This is a genomic window from Aquabacterium sp., assembly GCF_036279655.1.
Lineage (GTDB): Bacteria > Pseudomonadota > Gammaproteobacteria > Burkholderiales > Burkholderiaceae_C > Aquabacterium.
Window position 1 is genome coordinate 1 of sequence record NZ_DASUIT010000005.1, and the last position, 21488, is coordinate 21488.

The 21488-nt window shown below is 63.4% G+C and carries 16 protein-coding genes; 3 read left to right on the forward strand and 13 right to left on the reverse strand.

The features are described 5' to 3' along the window. The 13 genes from VFW84_RS00555 to VFW84_RS00615 all read right to left on the reverse strand — a co-directional run. On the reverse strand, positions 1 to 1407 hold a 1407-nt coding region (locus VFW84_RS00555), incomplete at its 3' end, for a methyl-accepting chemotaxis protein (RefSeq protein ID WP_329678473.1). Between the two features lie 98 nt (positions 1408 to 1505). Continuing rightward, the gene (locus tag VFW84_RS00560; protein WP_329678474.1) at positions 1506 to 2897 is read right to left on the reverse strand and encodes a methyl-accepting chemotaxis protein; all 1392 of its coding nucleotides are present in this window, start codon (positions 2895 to 2897) and stop codon (positions 1506 to 1508) included. A gap of 44 nt (positions 2898 to 2941) precedes the next feature. After that, positions 2942 to 3655 (reverse strand): RNA polymerase sigma factor FliA, encoded by a 714-nt coding sequence (locus tag VFW84_RS00565; RefSeq protein WP_329678475.1) that lies wholly within the window; start codon positions 3653 to 3655, stop codon positions 2942 to 2944. Between the two features lie 22 nt (positions 3656 to 3677). After that, positions 3678 to 4505, reverse strand: coding sequence for a flagellar biosynthesis protein (locus tag VFW84_RS00570; RefSeq protein ID WP_329678476.1), 828 nt, complete (start codon positions 4503 to 4505; stop codon positions 3678 to 3680). A gap of 12 nt (positions 4506 to 4517) precedes the next feature. Then, positions 4518 to 6314, reverse strand: a complete 1797-nt coding sequence (gene flhF, locus VFW84_RS00575) for a flagellar biosynthesis protein FlhF (RefSeq protein WP_329678477.1) — start codon at positions 6312 to 6314, stop codon at positions 4518 to 4520. Further along, on the reverse strand, positions 6311 to 8416 hold the full coding sequence (flhA, locus tag VFW84_RS00580; protein ID WP_329678488.1) for a flagellar biosynthesis protein FlhA: 2106 nt from the start codon (positions 8414 to 8416) through the stop codon (positions 6311 to 6313). Before flhA ends, flhF begins: the two co-directional genes overlap by 4 nt. Continuing rightward, the gene (flhB, locus tag VFW84_RS00585; protein WP_329678478.1) at positions 8416 to 9591 is read right to left on the reverse strand and encodes a flagellar biosynthesis protein FlhB; all 1176 of its coding nucleotides are present in this window, start codon (positions 9589 to 9591) and stop codon (positions 8416 to 8418) included. The genes flhA and flhB overlap by 1 nt, the downstream gene beginning before the upstream one ends. A 191-nt stretch (positions 9592 to 9782) precedes the next feature. After that, the gene (locus tag VFW84_RS00590; RefSeq protein ID WP_329678479.1) at positions 9783 to 10190 is read right to left on the reverse strand and encodes a hypothetical protein; all 408 of its coding nucleotides are present in this window, start codon (positions 10188 to 10190) and stop codon (positions 9783 to 9785) included. A gap of 12 nt (positions 10191 to 10202) precedes the next feature. Beyond that, positions 10203 to 11399 carry a porin gene (locus tag VFW84_RS00595; RefSeq protein ID WP_329678480.1) on the reverse strand — a complete coding sequence of 399 codons (1197 nt, stop codon included), beginning with the start codon at positions 11397 to 11399 and terminating at the stop codon, positions 10203 to 10205. Between the two features lie 324 nt (positions 11400 to 11723). Continuing rightward, complete coding sequence (locus tag VFW84_RS00600) at positions 11724 to 13265, reverse strand: SpoVR family protein (protein WP_329678481.1); 1542 nt, start codon at positions 13263 to 13265, stop codon at positions 11724 to 11726. After that, positions 13262 to 14560: a YeaH/YhbH family protein gene (locus tag VFW84_RS00605; protein WP_329678482.1), complete on the reverse strand. Its 1299-nt coding sequence runs from the start codon at positions 14558 to 14560 to the stop codon at positions 13262 to 13264. Before VFW84_RS00605 ends, VFW84_RS00600 begins: the two co-directional genes overlap by 4 nt. A gap of 69 nt (positions 14561 to 14629) precedes the next feature. Then, positions 14630 to 16552 (reverse strand): PrkA family serine protein kinase, encoded by a 1923-nt coding sequence (locus VFW84_RS00610; protein ID WP_329678483.1) that lies wholly within the window; start codon positions 16550 to 16552, stop codon positions 14630 to 14632. Positions 16553 to 16792: 240 nt separating this feature from the next. Then, a complete protein-coding gene (locus VFW84_RS00615) occupies positions 16793 to 19375 on the reverse strand; it encodes a GspE/PulE family protein (RefSeq protein ID WP_329678484.1) in 2583 nt (860 codons plus the stop codon). Between the two features lie 215 nt (positions 19376 to 19590). On the opposite strand from VFW84_RS00615, the gene VFW84_RS00620 reads away from it, so the two are divergent. The 3 genes from VFW84_RS00620 to VFW84_RS00630 form a co-directional block, all read left to right on the forward strand. Next, positions 19591 to 19914, forward strand: coding sequence for a DUF2282 domain-containing protein (locus VFW84_RS00620; RefSeq protein ID WP_329678485.1), 324 nt, complete (start codon positions 19591 to 19593; stop codon positions 19912 to 19914). Positions 19915 to 19922: 8 nt separating this feature from the next. Next, positions 19923 to 20825 (forward strand): DUF692 domain-containing protein, encoded by a 903-nt coding sequence (locus VFW84_RS00625; RefSeq protein WP_329678486.1) that lies wholly within the window; start codon positions 19923 to 19925, stop codon positions 20823 to 20825. Next, the coding region (locus VFW84_RS00630) for a DNA-binding domain-containing protein (protein WP_329678487.1) at positions 20822 to 21488 on the forward strand (667 nt) is incomplete at its 3' end. The genes VFW84_RS00625 and VFW84_RS00630, both read left to right, overlap by 4 nt.

The following is a 21488-nucleotide window of genomic DNA, read 5'->3' on the forward strand; positions in this document are numbered from 1 at the left end:
GAAGACCTCCACCGCATGGGACAGTTCATCGGCCTGATGTTTCAGGCTGCTGGCTGCCGCCGCAGTTTCGTCGACCAGCGCCGAGTTCTGCTGCGTGTTCTGATCCAGGCGATTGATGGCCACACTGATCTGCTCGATCCCTTCGTTCTGCTCGGTGCTGGACTGGGCAATCTGGGCCACCAGTTCATTGACGAGACGAACCTGCGCCACCACATCACCAATCGTCTGGCCGGTTGCATCCACCAGGGTGGAGCCTGACTCCACCTGCTCCACACTGCTGGTGATCAACTGCTTGATCTCCTTGGCCGCCTCGGCGCTGCGCTGCGCGAGCGTACGAACCTCGGCCGCCACCACAGCAAAACCTCGGCCCTGCTCACCCGCACGGGCCGCTTCCACCGCGGCGTTGAGAGCCAGGATGTTGGTCTGGAAGGCGATGCCATCGATCACGCCAATGATGTCCGTGATCTTGCGACTCGAAGCCTGAATGCCATTCATGGTATCAACGACCCGATTGACGGCCGCACCACCGGCGCTGGCCACATCGGAGGCCGACCCCGCCAGTTCGTTCGCCTGGCGTGCATTGGCGGTACTGGACTTGATCGTACTGTTGATCTCCTCCACGGAGGCAGCGGTTTGCTGGATGTTGGCGGCGGCTTGCTCCGTGCGCTCGCTCAGCGACTGATTGCCTGCGGCAATCTGTGAAGACGCCACGCGCACGGCATCTGCTGCGCTACGAACCTGTTGGATGGACAAGGCAATGTGATGCAGCGCCTCCAACAATCGTTTGGCGCGTTCGTCCGATGAGGGCTGCTCAACCACGGACAGATCCACGCGCCCATCTTCCGATCTCAACCTGTCCACAATGGACATCAACTCCTCGGCCGTGCGGAAATCCGCCTGCGCGCGCGCTGCAAGCAAGAGGAGCACGGCAGCCTCGGCAATCACATACAAGGCGTGCTCGACCACCCGACCGAAACTGGGCTCCGTGAAACAGACAGGCCCCCAGCCCCAGGTCTGGAACTGATTGAAGCTGAGGTGATGAACAGCGATCGCCACCGCCCCGATGATCACCGGCAAGGCCTTGCGATAGGTCACCAGGCAGGCAAGAAAGGCAAACACCCCGAAATGGGCTTCATTGTGCCCTCGGGAGACATGAATCATCAGGCCGACCATGCTCATGCCCAGGACTGGCAGGGCCACCTGGCTGAGCACACCGCCCCGCGATTGGAGCGCCACGACCAGCGCTGCGGCCATGAAGATCAGCCCCACCACCGTGGCCAGCACAACTTCGCCATAGAGCATGCTGTAGACCAGCGTGCCCAGGAAGGTGGTGGCCATGGCGCACAGGACCACAAGATCCTGCCCTCCCAGGATGGAGGATGACGGTGTGGATGGATGTTGATTCATGAATGGTCCCCGGACGCGACAACAGCCTCTCCTGAAGGTGAGTCACTGCGTTGAGAATATCGGCCTGTTGCCCGAGAACTTGACCGTCAAGGCGGGATCTAGAATTTGTAGGCCAACCTCAGGCCGCCCCAGTGGCGGCCTTGCACCATGATGGGCGCCGACGCTTCCTTGAGCATCACGAACTGGCCACCCCCCATGTCGCGCCGGTAGGTCTGCAGCAGGAAGGGCTTCTTGTTGCGTGCGGACGCCAGGCCCGTGCGGTCATTGAAGATGCGCCGCCAGCGTGAGTTGGCCGTGTTCCACACCACATCGCCTGGGCGTTGCGGCTGGCAGTACTTGCGGTTGTGGGTGGGGATGTAGCCGTTGCGGTCGACGCCAATGCAAAAGACCACCTGGGGCAAGGCCTCCAGCACGGGCTCCTGGATGGCCGGAAAGGCCGCATCGGTGATGGCATTGAAGCGGGTCAGGAACTGCTGCGGATCGCTCCCCGACACAGCCTGGTAGTTCTCGTCGAACAGGTCCGCCAGGGAAATCCGCCGGGACGCCACGGCCGCCTCCAGCACCTCGGACAGACGCCCCGCCACTTGCTGAGCCATCTCGATATAGGGCGTGTCGTTCGTGCGCACACCGCACGCGGCGATCGTCTCCATCAGGGCCTCCGACACGCCCAGCACGGTCTCGCTGCGGCCCACGGCCTTGCCCAGCGCCTCGCAGGTGCTGCGCACGTCCTGCACCATGTGCTGCGCCTGGTCATGGATGCCCGCCGACACATCCACACTGCGTCGCGCCGAATCGTTGATCTGCCCCACCCCCTGCTGGACCGCCAGAACCGCTTCCTGAAAACTGCCCTTGCGGGCCTGGGTGGCTGAGGCGTCCCAGTGAATGTCCCCCTCCAGTGCATGGATGCGCTCATCCAGGCTGGCCACCGTCTTCATGATGGTCTTGGACGTGGCCTCGACCTGGGTCGACAGGTCCTTCACGGCATCAGCCACCACGGAAAAGCCGCGCCCGGCCTCACCCGCCCGCTTGGCTTCCACGGAGGCATTGAAGGCCACGAGCCGTGTCTGCAGGGCGATCTGGGTGATCTGCTGAGCCGCCTCGGCCACCTCACGCAAGGAGCCCACCAGCGCAGAGACTTCGTGTTCGATGTTTTCCACCGCCACGCGGGCTTGCCCGACCGCGTTCAGGCTGCCTTCCGTGACATGGTGGATGTTCTCCTGGGACGAGCGGATGTCCTGGAGTTTGTCCATGAGCGCCTGGAGCGCATCGCGCTGACGCTTGGCCATGGCGGTGGTGTCCTCCAGCGCGCCTTTGAGCATGGCCGCCTCCAGGCCCAGCCCGGAGGTGTCCTTCTGCAATTGCGAAGCCAGCGCCGTGACGGCGCCCGAAGGCTGCGCAGACGAGCGCATGTCGGCCGAGCCCGAAGGCTCAGCCGACGATGCTCTGTCGACCGTGGGCCCCCACAGGCCCTTCAAAAATGGCAGCAGCATGGCAGCCCCTCACACAGAATTGTTTCATCGCCTGGTCCTGACGTTCACCACTCTCTGAGCTTCACACGCAGTCGGGCGATGGACTGGCTGTGAAGCTGGCATACGCGCGACTCGGTCACACCAAGCACGGCAGCGATTTCCTTGAGATTCATGTCCTGCTCGTAGTACATGCTCATCACGTACTGCTCGCGTTCCGGGAGATTCTTGATGGCCTCGACCAAGGCCTCGCGCATGCGGTAGTCCTGCAGCAGGCTCAGGGGGTCGCTGCCCTCGTCGGCCACATGGCGGTCGAGGTAGTCGCTGTCGCCGTCATCGCCGCTCATGTCCTCCAGGTAGATGAGCTGAGTGCCACGCACCTTGCCCAACATCTCCTGGTACTCACCCAGCGACATGCCCATTTCCTTGGCGATTTCGCTCTCCTGGGGCGCGCGTCCCAGGCGCTGCTCCAGGCGGTGCACAGCCGCTTCGATGTCGCGCTGTTGCTTGCGGGTGCCTCGGCTCATCCAGTCGGCACCGCGCAACTCATCGAGCATGGCGCCGCGGATGCGTTGTGTGGCAAAGGTTTCGAACTGCACGCCCTGCCCGGCATCGAATCGGCTGAGCGCATCGGTCAAGCCGATCATGCCCACCTGGATCAGGTCGTCGATCTCGACGTTGGCCGGCAGCTTGGCAATCATCTGGTGAGCCAGGCGACGCACCAGCGGGCTGTACTGGTGGAGCATGGCATCCAAATTGAGGCGGCCTTTGGCGGTGTACATGTTCTGCTCCATGAACGTCATTTCAGTTGAATACCGGTGTGCTGCGGGATGGCAGAGCCGCCCCGGGCGACATCAGGTGGTCAAAGGCACTTTCACCCAGGGTGTGCGGCAAGGCGCAGCGCAACAGATCCGCAGCCATGTCGAGAAATGCCGGACCAGGGTCCTGGGTGGCGGGCTCCATGGGGTTGATCTGCAGCCAGTCTCGCTGAGCCGCCCCCAGGAAGTTGTCGGCACATTGCTCCAGCCGGTGGGCGATCTGCGCCCCCATCTGCGATGCGGGGTTGGCACACACCAGCAGGTCATAGGCCATCCATTGCGCGCGCTGGGCCATCACCTTGACGGCTGCGTAAGCATGGGTGAGGCCGGCCGGGTTCTCGTCGGTGAACACCAGCGGACGCAGGTTCTGCCCACGGGCCAATTTTGAGAGCATGCGCACCAGCTCGCTGGCCGATGCGTGCAAGATGACCACGTCGATCTGAGGCGCTGCCGTGGCCAGGGCATCCACCAGCGAGGCGCTGCTGCCCTGGGCATCGACATGCTTGAGCGGCAGACCACGCGCGGGCAGGTAGGACACATCGGCAGACAGGGCCTCAATGCCTTCGCTGAGATCAAAGCCCGCCAGCTCCGAGGGAGGGCGCGCGCGCTCACCCGCATCGACCACCAGCGTCTTGAGGCCAAAGCCCGCGTACGCGGCACACAGGCGCTCCAGCACCACCCCACCGAAGATCACCTGGGGGTTCGAGACCACAGGCACGAACCGCAGGACCCGGGTGGGGAACATCTGACGCAGGCCGTGCGCCTGATCGACGGGCCGTCCGGTCTGCATGGATGAGCGTGAGGTATGGATCATGAGGCGACTCGATCACACCGCGTTGGTCACCGTCGACGCTTCCACGGCAACGGGGCTTGAAAACACCAGGCTCACCTCGGAGGGGTCGAGCCTGTAGGCCGGGTTCAAACTGGCACGAAGGGCTCGGTGCACCAAGGAGGCGGCAGTGATCCGATGCCAATCTTCCGGCACCCGCTGCCCGTTGGCGACACCCATCACCTTGAGCTTGTGACGAATTAACGCATCCAGCGCCGGACCGAGCTTGACCGCCTCATCCAGCTTGGAGAGGATGATGCCCGAACAGGCCGCAGCCTGGTAGCTCACCATCACGTCCTCGATGGCATCGCCCTGGGCTGCGGCATTGATGACCAGCAATTTGCGGATGCTGGGATGGGAGATCATCTCCAGCAGCTCGCGGGTGCGGGCGTCGCGTTGCGGCATCCCGGCCGTGTCGATCAGGATCAGCTTCTTGCCGGCCAGCAGCTCCAGCAGGTCTTCCAGGGCGGCACGATCGTGGGCGATGTGCACAGGCACGCCCAGGATGCGGCCATAAGAGCGCAGTTGCTCGTGAGCGCCCATCCGATAGGCGTCCAGCGTGATCAGGCCCAGGTTGTGCGCGCCGTGTTTGGCGGCAAACAGGGCAGCCAGCTTGGCGGTGGTCGTGGTCTTGCCCACACCGGTCGAGCCGATCAGCGCAAAGACGCCGTTCTGGTCTTCCAGGTTGGGCTCCTTGTCGGCCGTGTTCAGGTTGCGCTGCAGCACCTGGGCGCCCCAGTTCATCTCTTCGCTCAGGCCGGCGGCCACATTGGCGGGCATGCCCTCGACCAGCTTGCGGATCAGCACCGGAGAGAAGCCGCCGTCCAGCAGACGCTGCGCCATCTGGGCCTGGCCCGGCGTGCGCTGCAGCTTGTCCACAAAGGCCATGGTCTCGAAGCGCTCCTTCATCAGGGCGCGCATGGCACGCAACTCGTCAAGCATGTTGGCATTGGCGGCCTGCGCGGCCACCAGAGCTTCGCGGGCGGCTTCGTCCACCAGCCCCCCGGGGGGCACGGCGGGCACCGGGCTGCGGGCGACGACCGAGTTCAGGGTCAACTCGGACGGATCGCTCCAGGCCTGACCGCGTGAACGCTCATCGCGAGCCGCCTGCTGGGCTCGGGTTGGCAAGGCACGCACCTCGGCCGACTCCCGTGCCTGCTGGCGGACTTGCTGTTGCTGGGCTGCGGCTGCCTGGGCCTGGCGAGCCTGCTCGGCCTGCTGCGCCTGCTGAGCACGCACCAGGCGCAGTGACGGTGCCGACAGATCCAGATCGTCCTGAGGTGCCTGCGGCTCGGAGAAGGTCGGTGCCGTGCGGGCGGGGGCCACGCGCTGGGTCAGTTGCTCCTCGGGCGACAGGGCCAACTCGGGCTCCATCCGTGCCTTCAGGGCGGCCTGGCGGCGACGCAGCATGCGCTCACGCACATACTCCTGGAAGGACAGGGTGCTCATGGCCAGTTGGCGCACGTCGTCCTGCACGGTGCTGGCCAGCGTGGCCACCGCCTGGCGAGCCCCACCGGACTTGCCCGAACGGCTCTCCAGGGCCGGCTCCGTCTCGTCAGCGGTCTGCTGTGCCTGCACACGGGCGGCCACGGGGGCCTTGGCCGGTGCGGGTTCATGGTTTTCCACGGGCATGCGCTCGATGGCGGCAATGGCATCCGAGCCCATGGCCATGATCTCGACGCCACCCTCGGGGGCTGGTTTGGTGGACAGGACCACAGCATCGTCGCCAAAGACCTGGCGAACCTTCTGCATGGCCTCACGCGACGTGCGTCCGGTAAAGCGTTTGACGTTCATGCGTGACCTCCGATCAAGGTACCAATGCGGATCGAATGTGTTTCAGGGATTTCGCTGTGGCCCAGCACCTTCAGACGAGGTGCCGCCCGCTTGAGCAACCGGGCCACCGTGGGACGGATGACATCGGGCACCAGCAGACAGGCCGGATGGCCCAGGTTTTCCTGACGCTGCGAGGCATCCGCTGCCTGGCGCGTCAGGTGATCGGCGACCCCCGGATCCAGCATGGGTCCGTTGGCCGAGGTGAGGGCCTGGGTGAGCAGGCGCTCCAGATCAGGTTCGATCGCGATCACATCGAGTTCGCGAACCGGGCCGTAGATCTGCTGAACGATGGCCGGGGCCAGTCCCACGCGGATGCGGCGAGCCAGCTCGTGACCGTCATTGGCAATCTGGGGAGACAGGGCGGCTTGTTCCGCCAGCGTCTCGATGATCGAGCGCATGTCGCGGATGTGAACGCCTTCCTCCAGCAGGAGCTGCAACACTTTCTGGAGGGTGGCAATGCCGACCATTTTGGGTACCACGTCTTCGATGAGTTTGGGGGCCAGTTTCGTCACATGTTCCACAAGCTGCTGGGTCTCTACACGGCCCAGCAACTTCGCCGCATGCATTTGCATCAAGTGTGAGAGATGGGTCGCCACCACGGTCGAGGAATCAACCACGGTGTAGCCCGCCATTTGCGCCGCTTCCCGCTGGCGTTCTTCCACCCACACGGCGGGCAGGCCAAAGGCCGGGTCGGTGGCGGCCGTGCCGGGCAGCGGGTTGGTGACGTGCCCGGGGTTGATGGCCATCAGCATGCCGGGAAAGACCTCGCCTTCGCCCACCACGGCGCCCCTCAGGGTGATGCGGTAGATGCTGGGGCGCAGCTCCAGGTTGTCCTTGATGTGCACAGATGGCGGCAAGAAGCCGACTTCTTGCGCGAACTTGCGTCGAACGCCCTTGATCCGGTTCAACAGGTCTCCACCACGATCCTTGTCCACCAGCTGGATCAGGCGGTAGCCCACCTCCAGACCCAGGGTGTCCACGGGCTGCAGATCCTCCCAGGTGGCCTCGCCATTGGGGTTGGTGGTGGCCGCGGGCTTGTCGACCTCGGGCGGCTTGGCCTTCTCGGCCTGCTCGCGCAGGTGCATCTTCCAGGTGCCCCACCCCATGCCGATCGCCGCAGGCATGAAGATCAGGAAGGGCATGCCGGGGATGAGGCCCAGCAGCCCGATCACGCCCGCCGCCACACCCATGACCTTGGGGTTGCGGAAGACCTGGGACATGATCTGCGCGCCCACGTCCTGCCCCTTGCCGACCCGGGCCACCACCATGGCGGAGGCCACCGAAATCAGCAGCGCGGGGATCTGGGCCACCAGGGCGTCACCCACGGCCAGCAGCACGTAGCTGGAGGCGGCATCCCCTGCAGACAGGTCATGCTGCGCCACACCGATGATGAAGCCGCCGATGATGTTGATGAACAGGATCAGGATGCCGGCCACGGCATCGCCGCGCACAAACTTGGAGGCACCGTCCATGGAGCCGTGGAACTCGGCTTCTTCCGCCACTTCGATGCGGCGGCGCTTGGCCTCCTTCTCATCGATCAGGCCGGCATTGAGGTCGGCATCGATGGCCATCTGCTTGCCGGGCATGGCGTCCAGGGTGAAACGCGCACCCACTTCGGCGATCCGCTCGGCACCCTTGGTGATCACCATGAAGTTGATGATCACCAGGATCACGAACACGATGATCCCCACCGCAAAGTTGCCACCGATCAGCACATGACCGAAGGCCTCGATCACCCGGCCGGCCGCGCCGGTGCCGGTGTGGCCCTCCATCAGCACCACCCGGGTCGAGGCCACGTTCAGCGACAGGCGCAACAAGGTGGTCAGCAGCAGCACCGCCGGGAAGGCCGCGAAGTCCAGCGGGCGCACCATGGTGGCCGAGACCATCATCACCATCAGGGCCATGGCGATGTTGAAGGTGAAGAAGATGTCGAGCACCAGCGGCGGCAGGGGGATGACCATCATCACCAGGACCATGAGCACCACGATGGGTGCTGCCATGACCTGGAACATCTTGGCATCGCTGCCCGACATGTTCTTGAGTCGATTGAGCCACTCGTTCATCATTCAGCCTCCGACGCCGCCAGGCGCGCCTTCAGTTCGGGGGATTCGTTGGGATCCATGTCCTTGGGCACGTCCAGGTCGGGCATGTTGCCCGGCAGGGGTGCTTGCCCTGCCAGGGCCGCCTTGAGCTGGTACACATAGGCCAGCACCTGGGCCACGGCGCTGTACAGCGCCATGGGCACTTCGTGATCGATCTCGCAGTGCGCGTAGAGCGCACGCGCCAGCGGCGGCGCTTCAAGCACAGGCACCTTGTGCTCGGTGGCCAGATCACGGATCTTGAAGGCCAGCAGATCCAGCCCCTTGGCCACCACGCGCGGCGCGCCCATGGTGCCCTCGTCATACTTCAAGGCCACCGCATAGTGGGTGGGGTTCATCACGACCAGATCGGCGGTGGGCACGGCTGCGAGCATGCGCTTGCGGGCCATCTCGCGCATGATCTGACGCATGCGGCCCTTGACCTCGCCGTTGCCTTCCATCTGCTTGTACTCGTCCTTGACTTCCTGGTGCGTCATGCGCATGCGCTGCATGAACATGAAGCGCTGCAAGGGCCAGTCGATCAGGGCAAAACCGGCCAGCACCAGCAGCATGGTCCACAGCACCTGGCGGAAGGTGTCCCCCATGTCATGGATGGCCAGCGGCAGGGGCTGGGCCAGCAGTTGCACCAGGTCCGGCCAGCGCTTCCACAGCAGCATCCCGCCCACCGCGCCCAGGGCCAGCGCCATGGCACTGGCCTTGAGCGCGTCGATCAACTGCTTCTTGGAAAACACATTGCCGATCCCGGAGACGGGATTGAGCTTGCCGAAATTGGGGGCGATGACCTTGAAGCTGAGCATCCAGCCACCCGAGATGACCCCGGCGCCCACGGCCGCCAGGGCGATGCCCGCACCCAGGGGAATCACGACCATCAGGGCCATGCTCGACCAGACCGACAGGCGCTCCAGCATGGCGTCCTCCGACGCCACGATCCGCGCATCGAAGCGCAACCCGGTGTTCATCAGCAGTTGCAGACGCTCCATCCACCAGGGCGTGAGCATGATCAAGGCCGCGATGGCCGCCAGCATCACCAGGAAATGGCCCAGATCGCGAGAGCGAACCGCCTGACCGTCCTCACGCGCCTTGCGCAGCTTCCGTTCGGACGCTGGTAAGGGCTTGTGGTCGTTGTCCTGGTCGCTCATGGCCTTGAAAAACAATGCTGATGACTGAGCATTGTTCGCAAGTCCTCGGATTTCTTTAGCGGGATAAGACCGCGGGCAAGGCGTCTATTCCCCCTTGCGAACAGCCCCCGCACATGACGAAGGGGCCCAGGTGTGACATGCATCACACCTGGGCCCCTCTGGGGCGGACAGGGTCCGTCAGAGATCGGAGCTCAGTCCAGCGTCAGCACTGCCTTGACCGAGCCATCCACAGCCGCCTTGTCGATGTAGCCGATGGCCTTGGGATCGGCCGCCACGGCTTTCTTGACGGCCGCAGCATCGGGCAACTCCTTGGGCGCCTGGCCCTTGCCCGAAAACACGATGCGCGACCAGGTGGCCTTCACCTGGTTGAGATCGCGATCGGTGGCCTTCTTGTAGAACTGCTCACGCAGGGGCGAGGACTCGGGTAGATCGACCGGTTTGAGGTCAAAACTGCGGCCCAGATACACGTTGGCCACCTGGTCCTTGCTGAGGGCCGAGGCGCCCGGGCCCATGATCACCGCGACCTGGGACCAGGCCGATGCGGCGCCCAGGGTCAGGACACCCGCGGCAAAGAACGAACGAATGGATTGAATGCGCATGTCGGGGCCTCCTTAGAACACGAAGTCCACACCGAATGCCACCGAGGTGACGCTGCGCGTGTCCGTTCCCACTGCGGTCACGAATGACGACGAGTCCTTGGCCTCGTGGCGGCCGATCTGGGCCTTCAGCGCCACATTGTTGGCAATGTCATATCGCACGCTGACGTTCGTGCTGCTCCAGTCGTTCGGACTGGAGACCGTTTCGCTCTTGTATTTGCCATGGGTCAACATGGGCAACCACTTGCCGAAGCGCCAGCCAGCCCCCACGTACCACATCTTTTCCTTGGCCAAGGGCTTGCCGGCCAGGGCGAACTGGTAAGCGCCCAGAGCGGGGCCCGAAAGAGCGGCCTGGGTCATGGGCAAGTCGTTCTGATCCCGCGAGGCCCACTCAGCCATCACGATGGCGGTACCGTTGTCATACTGCAGGCCCACGTTCGTGAACTTGTCGCGCATGGTGTATTCGATCGGCGTGGGTATACCAGCCCCGGCCAGCAGCGGCGAACTAAAGGGAGATGCACTGCGTACCTGGCCTGCCCGCAGCAACCAATCGGACCATTCGAGTTGCGCGCTGACGCTGGCCACCCAGTCACTGGGCGCGTCAATCACCGTGGCGCCTGAAGAAATATTGGTCTGGCTCTTGCCGTAACCACCCTGCAGACTGACAACGGCATCACCCACCGGAATCCGCCAAATGCCCTGGAGTCCGTCCATGGTGGTCAGAGGCATGCGTCCGTAGACTTCCAGAGGGGCTCGCAACCAGGGTTGGCTGTAGCCCACATTGCGGGAGTCGGAGATCATGAACGCGGGCAACACCACGCGGCCCAGTCGCAGGTCGACGCTCGGTGTCACGGCGTATTGCGCGAACAGCCATTCAATGCCGATGTCGAAATCCCGGTTCGAATCCAGCGCAGAGTCCACGCGCCGTCGGATCGACAGCAACTGGGCCGTGGCCGACCAGCCTTGGCCAAAATTGACCACGCCTTGCAGACCGAAGCGCGAATCGGCACCTAGATCAATCGTGGAGCCAGCGCCCTTCGATTGGGTCAGAGAGGTGCGGAACTGCAGATCGCTCTTGTCGATCGCTGTGGCCGCAATCGTGCCGAAACCACTGACCTTGTACTGAATGCCGCCTTCTTCTGCATGTGCAGCACAGGCCGCCATCATGGCCGCCGCCGCGACGGCCTGCCATCCAAAACGCTTTGCTTTCATCGTTGCTCCTGTTAGGGGATCGAAAGTGAACAAATCAGAAAAATTGTTCAAGCCACCTCGACAAGCAGGTGTATCGACCACTCAACTGAGAAATTGAGTCAATTTGTGACCGACACGCCTTACTTATGATTTCCTGGTCAACAAAGAGCGTCAGACTTTTTGTCGAATGAAATCCAAGCTCACGATATGGGGAATTCGGTCCCAACAAACAAAGGAAATGCGGACAACCAGGTGGGTAATTCCCGCATTCACACCAAGGTCATGTCCATGGCAGAAGGTCACAGGCAGCGCCTGTGACCCCTGATGGCAACGACGCTGCGGCCCTCAACTCTCGGAGGGCACCACCGTCCAGTGCTGGCGCACCTCGGACTGCGCATCCACGCTTTCCATGTGGACAGGAAAGCCCCACAGCCGCGCCACATGCTTGAGCACCTCTCGGGTGCTGTCGTGCAGCGGGCGCTTGTTGTGCTGCGTGTGACGCAAGGTCAGAGAGCGGTCCCCCCGGAGGTTGACGCTCCAGACCTGGATGTTGGGCTCGCGTGAGCCCAGGTCGTACTGACGCGCCAGGGACTCGCGCAGCGCGCGGTAGCCTGTCTCGTCGTGGATGGCAGCGATCTCCATCTCGGTGTCGTCCTCGTCGTCATGGACGGCAAAAAGGCGGAAGTCACGCATGATCTTGGGCGAGAGGAACTGCCCGACGAAACTCTCGTCCTTGAAGTTGCGCATGGCGTAGTCCAGTGTCGGCAACCAGGCATGCTCGGCCGGATCCTTGCCTTCGGCCGACCCTGCAAAGTCGGGGAACCAGTGCCGGTCTTCGTCGGTGGGTTTTTCGCAGATGCGCTTGAGATCGGAGTACATCGCAAAGCCCAGCGCATAGGGATTGATGCCGCTGTAGGCCCGGTGCCCCACCGGCGGCTGGAAGACGACATTGGTGTGGGACTGCAGCCACTCCAGCATGATGCCGTCCGTCAGGTAGCCCTGGTCGTACATGGTGTTGAGCAGGGTGTAGTGCCAGAAGGTGGCCCAGCCCTCGTTCATGACCTGGGTCTGACGCTGCGGATAGAAGTACTGCGCCACCTTGCGCACAATGCGCACGATCTCGCGCTGCCAGGGCTCCAGCAAGGGCGCGTGCTTCTCGATGAAGTACAGCAGATTCTCCTGGGGCTCGGCCGGAAAGCGCCGCACGGCGTCTTCTTCAGGCCGATCCGCGCGGCGCGGCAAGGTTCGCCACAGGTCATTGACCTGCTGCTGCAGATAGGCCTCGCGCTCCTCGCGGCGCGCCAGTTCCTTGTCCAGCGACAGCTTGCTGGGGCGGCGATAACGGTCCACCCCATGGTTCATCAAGGCATGGCAGGAGTCGAGCAACTCCTCCACCGCATCGATGCCATGGCGGGCCTCGCAGGCCGCCACATAGTTCTTGGCATAGACCAAGTAATCGATGATGGACGACGCATCTGTCCACATGCGGAACAGGTAGTTGCCCTTGAAGAAGCTGTTGTGCCCATAAGCCGCATGGGCGATCACCAGGGCCTGCATGGCCATGGTGTTTTCTTCCATCAGATAGCTGATGCAGGGGTTGGAGTTGATGACGATCTCGTACGCCAGGCCCATGAAACCGCGGCGATAGTTCTTCTCGGTCGAGATGAACTCCTTGCCGTACGACCAGTGCCGGTAGTTCACTGGCATGCCCACGCTGGCATAGGCATCCATCATCTGCTCGGCCGTGATGATCTCGAGCTGGTTGGGGTAGGTGTCGAGCTTGAAGCTGGCCGCGGTCTTGCGGATCACCTCGTGGTAATCATGGATGAGCTCGAAGGTCCAATCCGAAGGGCCGGGCAACTGGTGCCCCTGAAGTTGTGCACTCATGCATCCACCCCTTCCTTCTTGAACAGTTCGCGGAACACCGGGTAGATCTGCGAGGGCTCCAGCACCTTGCGCATCGCGAACTGCTTGTGCGTTTCGGTCAGGGCCAGGTACTCGTCCCACAGGTTCTGTTCGGTCTGTGCCACCTGCACATAGGCGTAGTAACGCACCAGGGGCAGAATCTTGTTGGCCAGGATCTCGCTGCAGCGGCTGGAGTCGTGGTGCCAGTTGTCACCGTCACTGGCCTGGGCCACATACAGGTTCCACTCGTTGGTCGGGTAGCGCGCCTGGATGATCTCGTCGAGCAGCACCAGGGCGCTCGACACCACCGTACCGCCCGTCTCGGTGGCATGGAAAAACTCGTCCTCGGTCACCTCCTGCGCCTGCGTGTGGTGGCGGATGAAGACCAGTTCGATTTTGTCGTAGTGCCGCGTCAGGAACAGGTACAGCAGGATGAAGAAGCGCTTGGACAGCTCCTTGCGCTGCTCGTCCATCGAGCCGGAGACATCCATCACGCAGAACATCACCGCCTTGGTGGTGGGCACAGGCACCTTGATGCGACTGCGGTAGCGCAGATCGATCGGGTCCAGATAGGGGATGCCTTTCATGCGCCCATACAGATGGGCCAGGCGGGCCTCGATGTCTTCAATCTCGGCGGCGTGCTTGTGCACCAGGGCGTCGTCTCCCGCCTCCTGCTCATCACGCAGGGCCGCCAGACGCTCTTCCAACTCCTTGATCTCGCGCCGCGACGATGCCCCCAGGGCAATGCGCCGCCCCAGCGCACCGCGCATGGAGCGCACCACGTGCAGGTTGTTGGGTGTGCCATCGCTGGAGTAACCCGCACGCTGACTTTTCCACTCGGGTATCTCGGCCAGCGCGGTCTTGACCAGATTGGGCAGGGCCAGGTCCTCGAAGAAGACCTGCATGAACTCTTCCTTACTCAGCGAGAAGACAAAGTCGTCCTCGCCCTCCCCGCTGTCGCTGGCTTCGCTGCCACCGCTGCCCTGTCCCTGCCCGCCTTGCGGCCGCTCGATGCGATCGCCCTTGACGTACTCTCGGTTGCCCGGGTGCACCATGTCGCGGATGCCGCCCTGGCCGTGGTGGAACACCGGCTCGGAGAGGTCCCGCTTGGGGATGGTGATGTCTTCGCCCTTTTCGATGTCCCGGATGCTGCGTCCATTGATCGCGCGCTGAACCGCTTCGCGCACCTGGGTCTTGTAGCGACGCAGGAAACGCTCTCGGTTGCCAATGGACTTGTTCTTGCCCGCCAGCCGCCTGTCGATGATGTTCTGCAGCATTCGGGGTTCCGTTTCTGGTCTGTTACTGCCTTCGTGCCGGAGGAGAGCTCCCCCGGCACGTGTCCTGAATCACGAGGATTTGCGCACCCGCAGGTACCACTCGCACAGCAGGCGCACCTGCTTGGGCGTGTAGCCCTTCTCGACCATGCGGTTGACGAAGTCCTCGTGCTTCTTGACCTCGTCGGCACTGGCCTTGGCATTGAAGCTGATGACCGGCAACAACTCTTCGGTGTTGCTGAACATCTTCTTCTCGATCACCGTGCGCAGCTTCTCGTAGCTGGTCCACAGCGGGTTCTTGCCACCGTTGTTGGCCCGCGCCCGCAGCACGAAGTTGACGATTTCGTTGCGGAAATCCTTGGGATTGGCGATGCCGGCGGGCTTCTCGATCTTCTCCAGCTCGCTGTTGAGCGCGCTGCGATCGAAGCTCTCGCCCGTGTCGGTGTCGCGGTACTCCTGATCCTGGATCCAGTAATCGGCGTAGGTCACATAGCGGTCGAAGATGTTCTGACCGTACTCGGAATAGCTCTCCAGGTAGGCCGTCTGGATCTCCTTGCCGATGAACTCGGCGTAACGCGGCGCCAGCATCTCCTTGATGTAGGCGATGTACTTCTGCTCCAGCTCGGCCGGGAACTGCTCACGCTCGATCTGTTGCTCCAGCACGTACATCAGGTGCACCGGGTTGGCCGCCACCTCGGCGCTGTCGAAGTTGAAGACCTTGGAGATGATCTTGAAGGCAAAGCGCGTGGAGATGCCACTCATGCCCTCGTCCACCCCCGCGTAGTCGCGGTACTCCTGCATGGACTTGGCCTTGGGGTCCGTGTCCTTGAGGTTCTCGCCGTCATACACCTGCATCTTGCTGAAGATGCTGGAGTTTTCGGGCTCCTTCAGGCGCGTGAGGATAGCGAACTGGCTCATCATCTTGAGCGTGCCCGGCGCGCAGGGCGCCGCCGCCAGCGAGGAGCCACGCACCAGCTTCTCGTAGATCTTGATCTCCTCGCTCACGCGCAGGCAGTACGGCACCTTGACGATGTAGATGCGGTCGAGGAAGGCCTCGTTGTTCTTGTTGTTGCGGAAGGTCTTCCACTCGCTCTCGTTGCTGTGGGCCAGCACGACACCGTCGAAGGGAATGGCGCCAAAGCCCTCGGTGCCCTTGTAGTTGCCCTCTTGCGTGGCGGTCAGCAGCGGGTGCAGCACCTTGATGGGCGCCTTGAACATTTCCACGAACTCCAGCAGGCCCTGGTTGGCCAGGCACAGGCCGCCAGAGTAGCTGTAGGCGTCGGGGTCGTCCTGTGCATAGGTTTCGAGCTTGCGGATGTCAACCTTGCCCACCAGGGAGCTGATGTCCTGGTTGTTCTCGTCGCCCGGTTCGGTCTTGGCAATGCCCACCTGCTTGAGCACGCTGGGGTAGCGTTTGACGACTTTGAACTGACGGATGTCACCGCCGAATTCTTCCAGACGCTTGACCGCCCAGGGGCTGAGGATGCGCTGCAGGTAACGGCGAGGGATGCCGTATTCCTTCTCCAGGATGGGGCCATCCTCATTGGGGTCGAACAGGCCCAGGGGCGACTCGTTCACGGGCGAGCCCTTGATGGCATAGAAGGGCACTTTTTCGGCCAGTTGCTTGAGCCGCTCGGCGATCGACGATTTGCCGCCCCCGACCGGGCCCAGCAAGTACAGGATCTGCTTCTTTTCTTCCAGGCCTTGAGCGGCATGGCGGAAGTAGCTGACCACCTGCTCGATGGCGTCTTCCATGCCGTAGAACTCTTCAAAAGCCGGGTAGATCTTGATGACCTTGTTGGCAAAGATGCGCGACAGGCGCGGATCGTTGCGTGTGTCGATCATCTGAGGCTCACCGATGGCGTCGAGCATGCGCTCGGCCGCCGTGGCATAAGCCGACTTGTCCCGCTTGCAGATGTTGAGGTAATCCTCAAGGGATATCTCTTCCTCGCGGGTGCGCTCGTAGCGCGCGGCGAAGTTGCTGATCACGTCCATGCTTACCTCCGGTCCATCATCACCTGCCGTGAGATGCACAGAAATGGTCGCCGCCAGATCAGGCTGGTGGGGGCGCACATCCGTGCATCGCCATGTCACCAAAGATCGATCAAATCACGGTTCATGCAATGCAGGAGAAACACCCGTTTCCCATGCCTGATCGTGACTTGTTGGCGCTTATCTTGCGCCATTTTTGGACTGTCCGCCCAAGGTGCTTCCAACAAACCACACAGGGGCTTGTCACACATTGCTGGTCGCACGAACTTCTTCCATACTGGTGGTTCCGGCCAGCACCTTTTCAATGCCATCCTGGCGCAGCGTGCGCATGCCGTCGATCATGGCCTGGGCCTGCAATTCCTCGGCCCGGGCCCCCGTCTGGATCAGGCGGCGCAACTCTCGCGTCACCGCCATCAGTTCGTGCACGCCAGCGCGGCCACGGTAGCCCGTCTGGTTGCACTGGGGGCACCCCCCCTTGCTGTACTTCATCAACTGCCCATCACGCCCGAATCGGCTGATCCAGTCGGCCTTGAGCGGCTCGCGCTCGAACAGCGGGTGGTCCTTGGGGCACACGTGCAGAAAGTCGTCCAGCAACTCGTTGACATACTCCTCGGGGGCGGGCTCGGCCACACGGCACTGCGTGCACAGCCGCTTGACCAGACGCTGGGCCAGCACCACCAGCAGAGAGTCCGCAAAGTTGAAGGGATCCATGCCCATGTCGAGCAGACGGGTCACCGTCTCGGGCGCGTTGTTGGTGTGCAGCGTGGACAACACCAGGTGTCCCGTCAGCGAGGCCTCGATGCCCATGCCGGCGGTTTCGGTGTCACGCATTTCCCCCACCATGATCACATCCGGATCGGCCCGCAGGAAGGCTCTCAGGGCCTTGGCAAAAGTCCAGTCGATCTTGGCATTGACCTGCACCTGGCGCAGCCCAGGCTGGGTGATTTCGACCGGGTCCTCGGCCGTCCAGATCTTGCGTTCAGGCACGTTGATGAAGCTCAGGGCCGAATGCAAAGTCGTGGTCTTGCCCGAACCGGTGGGGCCCACGCACAGGATCATGCCGTAGGGGCGCTGCATGGCTTCCTGCAACTTGGCGAGGTTCCAGGGGCTCAAGCCGATCTTGTCCAGCGGCAGGGGCTTGGCCGATGCCAGGATCCGCATCACCACGTCTTCCATGCCATTGTTGGTCGGAATGGTGGCCACGCGCAACTCGATCTTGTGCTGCGGCATGAAGCGGGCAAAGTTGATCTTGCCGTCCTGGGGCTTGCGACGCTCGGAGATGTCCAGATCGCACATGATCTTGATGCGGGCGATCATGGCGCTGCGGTAGTTGTGGGGCAGCTCCAGATAAGGCACCAGCACGCCGTCCTTGCGGAAGCGGATCTTGATCTTCTCGCGGCCCGGATAGCTCTCGATGTGGATGTCGGAGACACCCTGCATGTGTGCCTCGACGATCATGGTGTTGATCAGGCGCACCAACGAGTTGTCGCTCTGCTCGATGGGCTTGTCTTCATCCAGGCTGACGGTCTCCACGCCCTCCTTTTCCAGGCTGGCGACCAGGGCATTGGAATCCTCGGGCTCCATGTCCAGCGCCACGACCTGCGAAGGCAGCTTGGCGAACATCGGCACCGAGGTGTCCGCACCGATGCGGTTGTAGGCATCTTGCAGCGTGCGGCTGATGAAACCGTGCAAAGCCAGCACGGGCACGATCTTGCACTGCGCGACGAACTCGACCTCGGAGAGGATGCGACGGTCGCTGGGGTCTTCCACCGCCACGACCAGGGTGCTGTCGCGCAGAATCAAAGGCAGGGCCTCCAGGCGCGAGGCCACGTTGTAGGGCACCTTGCGCAGGGCATCGGACTCGATGGGGAACTTCTGCACATCGACCAGGGGGTAGCCCATCTTGCGGGCCAGCGCTGCCTGCAGGTCCTGGCGCGATACCATGCCCAAACCAACCAGCAGTTCACCCAGGGGCACGCTGCGGTCATGCTGCTGCTGGGACAGGGCTTCGGCCAGTTGCTCGGGAGAAATCAAGCCCATGGCCGTGAGGGCTTCGCCAATGCGCACCATGGGCATCTTGGCCTGCCGATCGATGGCGGCCAGCAACTGATCGGGCGTGACCACGTGCTTGGTCAGCAGGATGTCACCCAGCTTCTGAGAACGCATCTGCTGCTGCACTTCCACGGCCTGCTCGACCTGGTCCGACGTGACCGCCTGGTTGGCCACCAGCATTTCGCCAATGCGGGGCCCCAGCTCATAGCTGTCGAACACATCGCGGGGCACGAACAGGCGAGAGACCGTGCCCTCCTCGTCCAGCGGCGGGAACAGGAACAGGCCGAAATCCATCTCGACATGGCCAATGGTCTCGCCCTGCATCATGTCGCCGGACTTGAGCACCACACGGTACTCCGAGGTCTGGCGGTGCTCGAGCATGGACGCATGGGGGTCGGCACTCTGCTTGGCATTGCTCGGCACGCAGGGGCGGGTCAGCAACATCAGCCGGAACTGGCTGAAGCGCAAGGGCATGGTCGTGCGCGACGGCGGCACCTGCACCTGCGCCAGCAACTCGGCGGGCTCGAAAAAGACCAACCGCCCCCGCATGAGCTTGCCATTGAGCCCCTCGAACTCGCAGGGCTCATGGTCGATCTGCTCCTTGGCCACCGGGTAGGCGGCAAAGGGGGGCGTGGGCCAGCGAAAGCCTTCGCTGACGCGGGAATCGCCCGATGAACCCCCATCCTCGTCGTCCAGCGAGGGCAGGGTTGGCACGAAACCCGGTGCGCTGGGGTCATCAGCCAGGGACAGAGAAGGCAGCTGCAGGTCAGACATGTCGTTCCCGATCAGACGAAAGTGCGATGTACAAGAGAGTAGCCGATTGCCATGCTATGAAAACAGCGCAGGCTGAACTCATGGCAAATGACACTGGAACACGCGCCTCTTCAAGCCTCGCTCCCCCGGCGATCCGGACAGGCCGGCGCCAGAATGAGGTACATTTTGCGTCAACAAGGGTGTCTGCAACACCGCGATCGACAGGGACGTTCCCCATGAACAAACACCAGCAACAACTGAGCGCCGCCCTGGCCACCGTGATGGCCCTGGGTTTGACCACAGGCGCACGCGCCCATGATGTGGATGCCCCCGCCGGAAAGGAAAAGTGCTACGGTGCGGTCAAAGCCGGGCAGAACAGTTGCGCCAACCTGACGGGCACCCATGCCTGTGCCGGCCTGGCCACCCGAGACAAGGACCCTGCGGAGTGGACCCTGGTGCCCAAGGGCAGTTGCCACAAGCTGGGGGGACTGGACATCGACCAGGCTCGGGCAGCCATCCGACAGACCACACCCAGGGCGTCGACACCCACAGGCAAGTGAGGCCTGCCGTGCGGCGGGCCCCCGTGGGGATCGGCCTGCGCCAGCCCCACATCGCGACGCTTCTGGAGAGCCGCCCGGCGCTGGACTTCGTCGAGGTCCACTCGGAAAACCATTTCGCCCCCGGCGGGGCCGCCCGGGCCGTGTTGCGCGAGGTACGTCAACACATGGACATCAGCCTGCACGGCGTGGGCCTGGGCCTGGGATCGGCCACAGGGCTGAACCAGCGTCATCTGACCCAGTTGGCCCAACTGGTGAGCGACGTCGACCCCATGCTCGTGTCCGACCATGCCTGCTTCTGTCGCGCGGATCAGGATGGCCAGCCATGGCCCGTCCACAGCGGTGACCTGCTGCCCATCGCCTTCACCGATGCGTCCCTGGGCCTGCTCGTGGCCCATGTGCAGACCGTGCAGGACACCTTGAAGCGCCCCTTGCTGGTCGAGAACATCTCGGCTTACCTGCGCTACGCCGATGACGCGTGGTCGGAAACCGACTTCCTCAACGCCCTGTGCCAGCGCAGCGGCTGCCAGTTGCTGCTGGACATCAACAACCTGATCGTCAACGCACTGAACTGGTCCAGCACGGCTGAGCACGCCGAAGCGGGCACCCGTCAGGCCATCCAGGCCAGTTGCGACTGGATCGACCGGATCTCGCCGGCCCACGTCGGACAGATCCATCTGGCCGGGCACCGCGCACCTGCCCGCCCCAGGACACTGGTGGTGGACGATCACAGCCAGGCCGTGAATGCCTCGGTGTGGCACGCCTACGAGCATGCCCTGGCCCGTCTGGGGCCGCGGCCCACGCTGATCGAATGGGATGTCGACCTGCCTCCGCTGGAGGTCCTGCTGGAGCAGGCTCACCTGGCGACACAGCGCATGGACGCATGGAGCCAAGGTCGGGAGCCTGGCCCATGACGACAGACACGGAAGCGCAACGACAGCGCGCCCTGCTGTCGGCCATCCGGCAGGGGGCCTGCGACCCGGCACTCACCCACTGGATCCACCCTGACCGTGACGCCGCAGGCCTGGCGCCCTACCAAGGTCATGCACGCGTGCTGGCCCCCAGGGTGCTGGCCCAGGCCTTTCCCACCGTCCGTGCGCTGCTGGGCGATGAGGCATGGGCCTCGCTGGCCCAACAACTGTGGCGAGACCACCCCCCTGTGGAGGCGGACCTGAACCGCTGGGGCGCGGCCCTGCCCGCATGGTTGAACGCTCACCACAGCGGTGTGGACTGGCCATGGCTGGGCGATGTGGCCCGCCTGGACTGGGCCTGTCACGAAAGCACGCAGGCCGCCGACGCCACCCTGCAAGGCGACACCCTGGCACGCCTGGGCGACACCGCCCCCCAGGACCTGATGATCCGCCTGATGCCCTCCATCCATGTCGTCCGCAGCGAGTGGCCAGTGGTCAGCCTGAGACGCGCCCCGGATCCCGCCTGGCGGCCCGCCCATCCTGCCCCTGAGGCCGAATGCGCCCTCGTCAGCCGTCCTGGCTGGCATCCTCAGGTGGACGTGTTGCCACCCACATGGGTCGACTGGATGTCCGCCCTGGCCAGCGGGGCCGAGCAGCCCCCCTTGG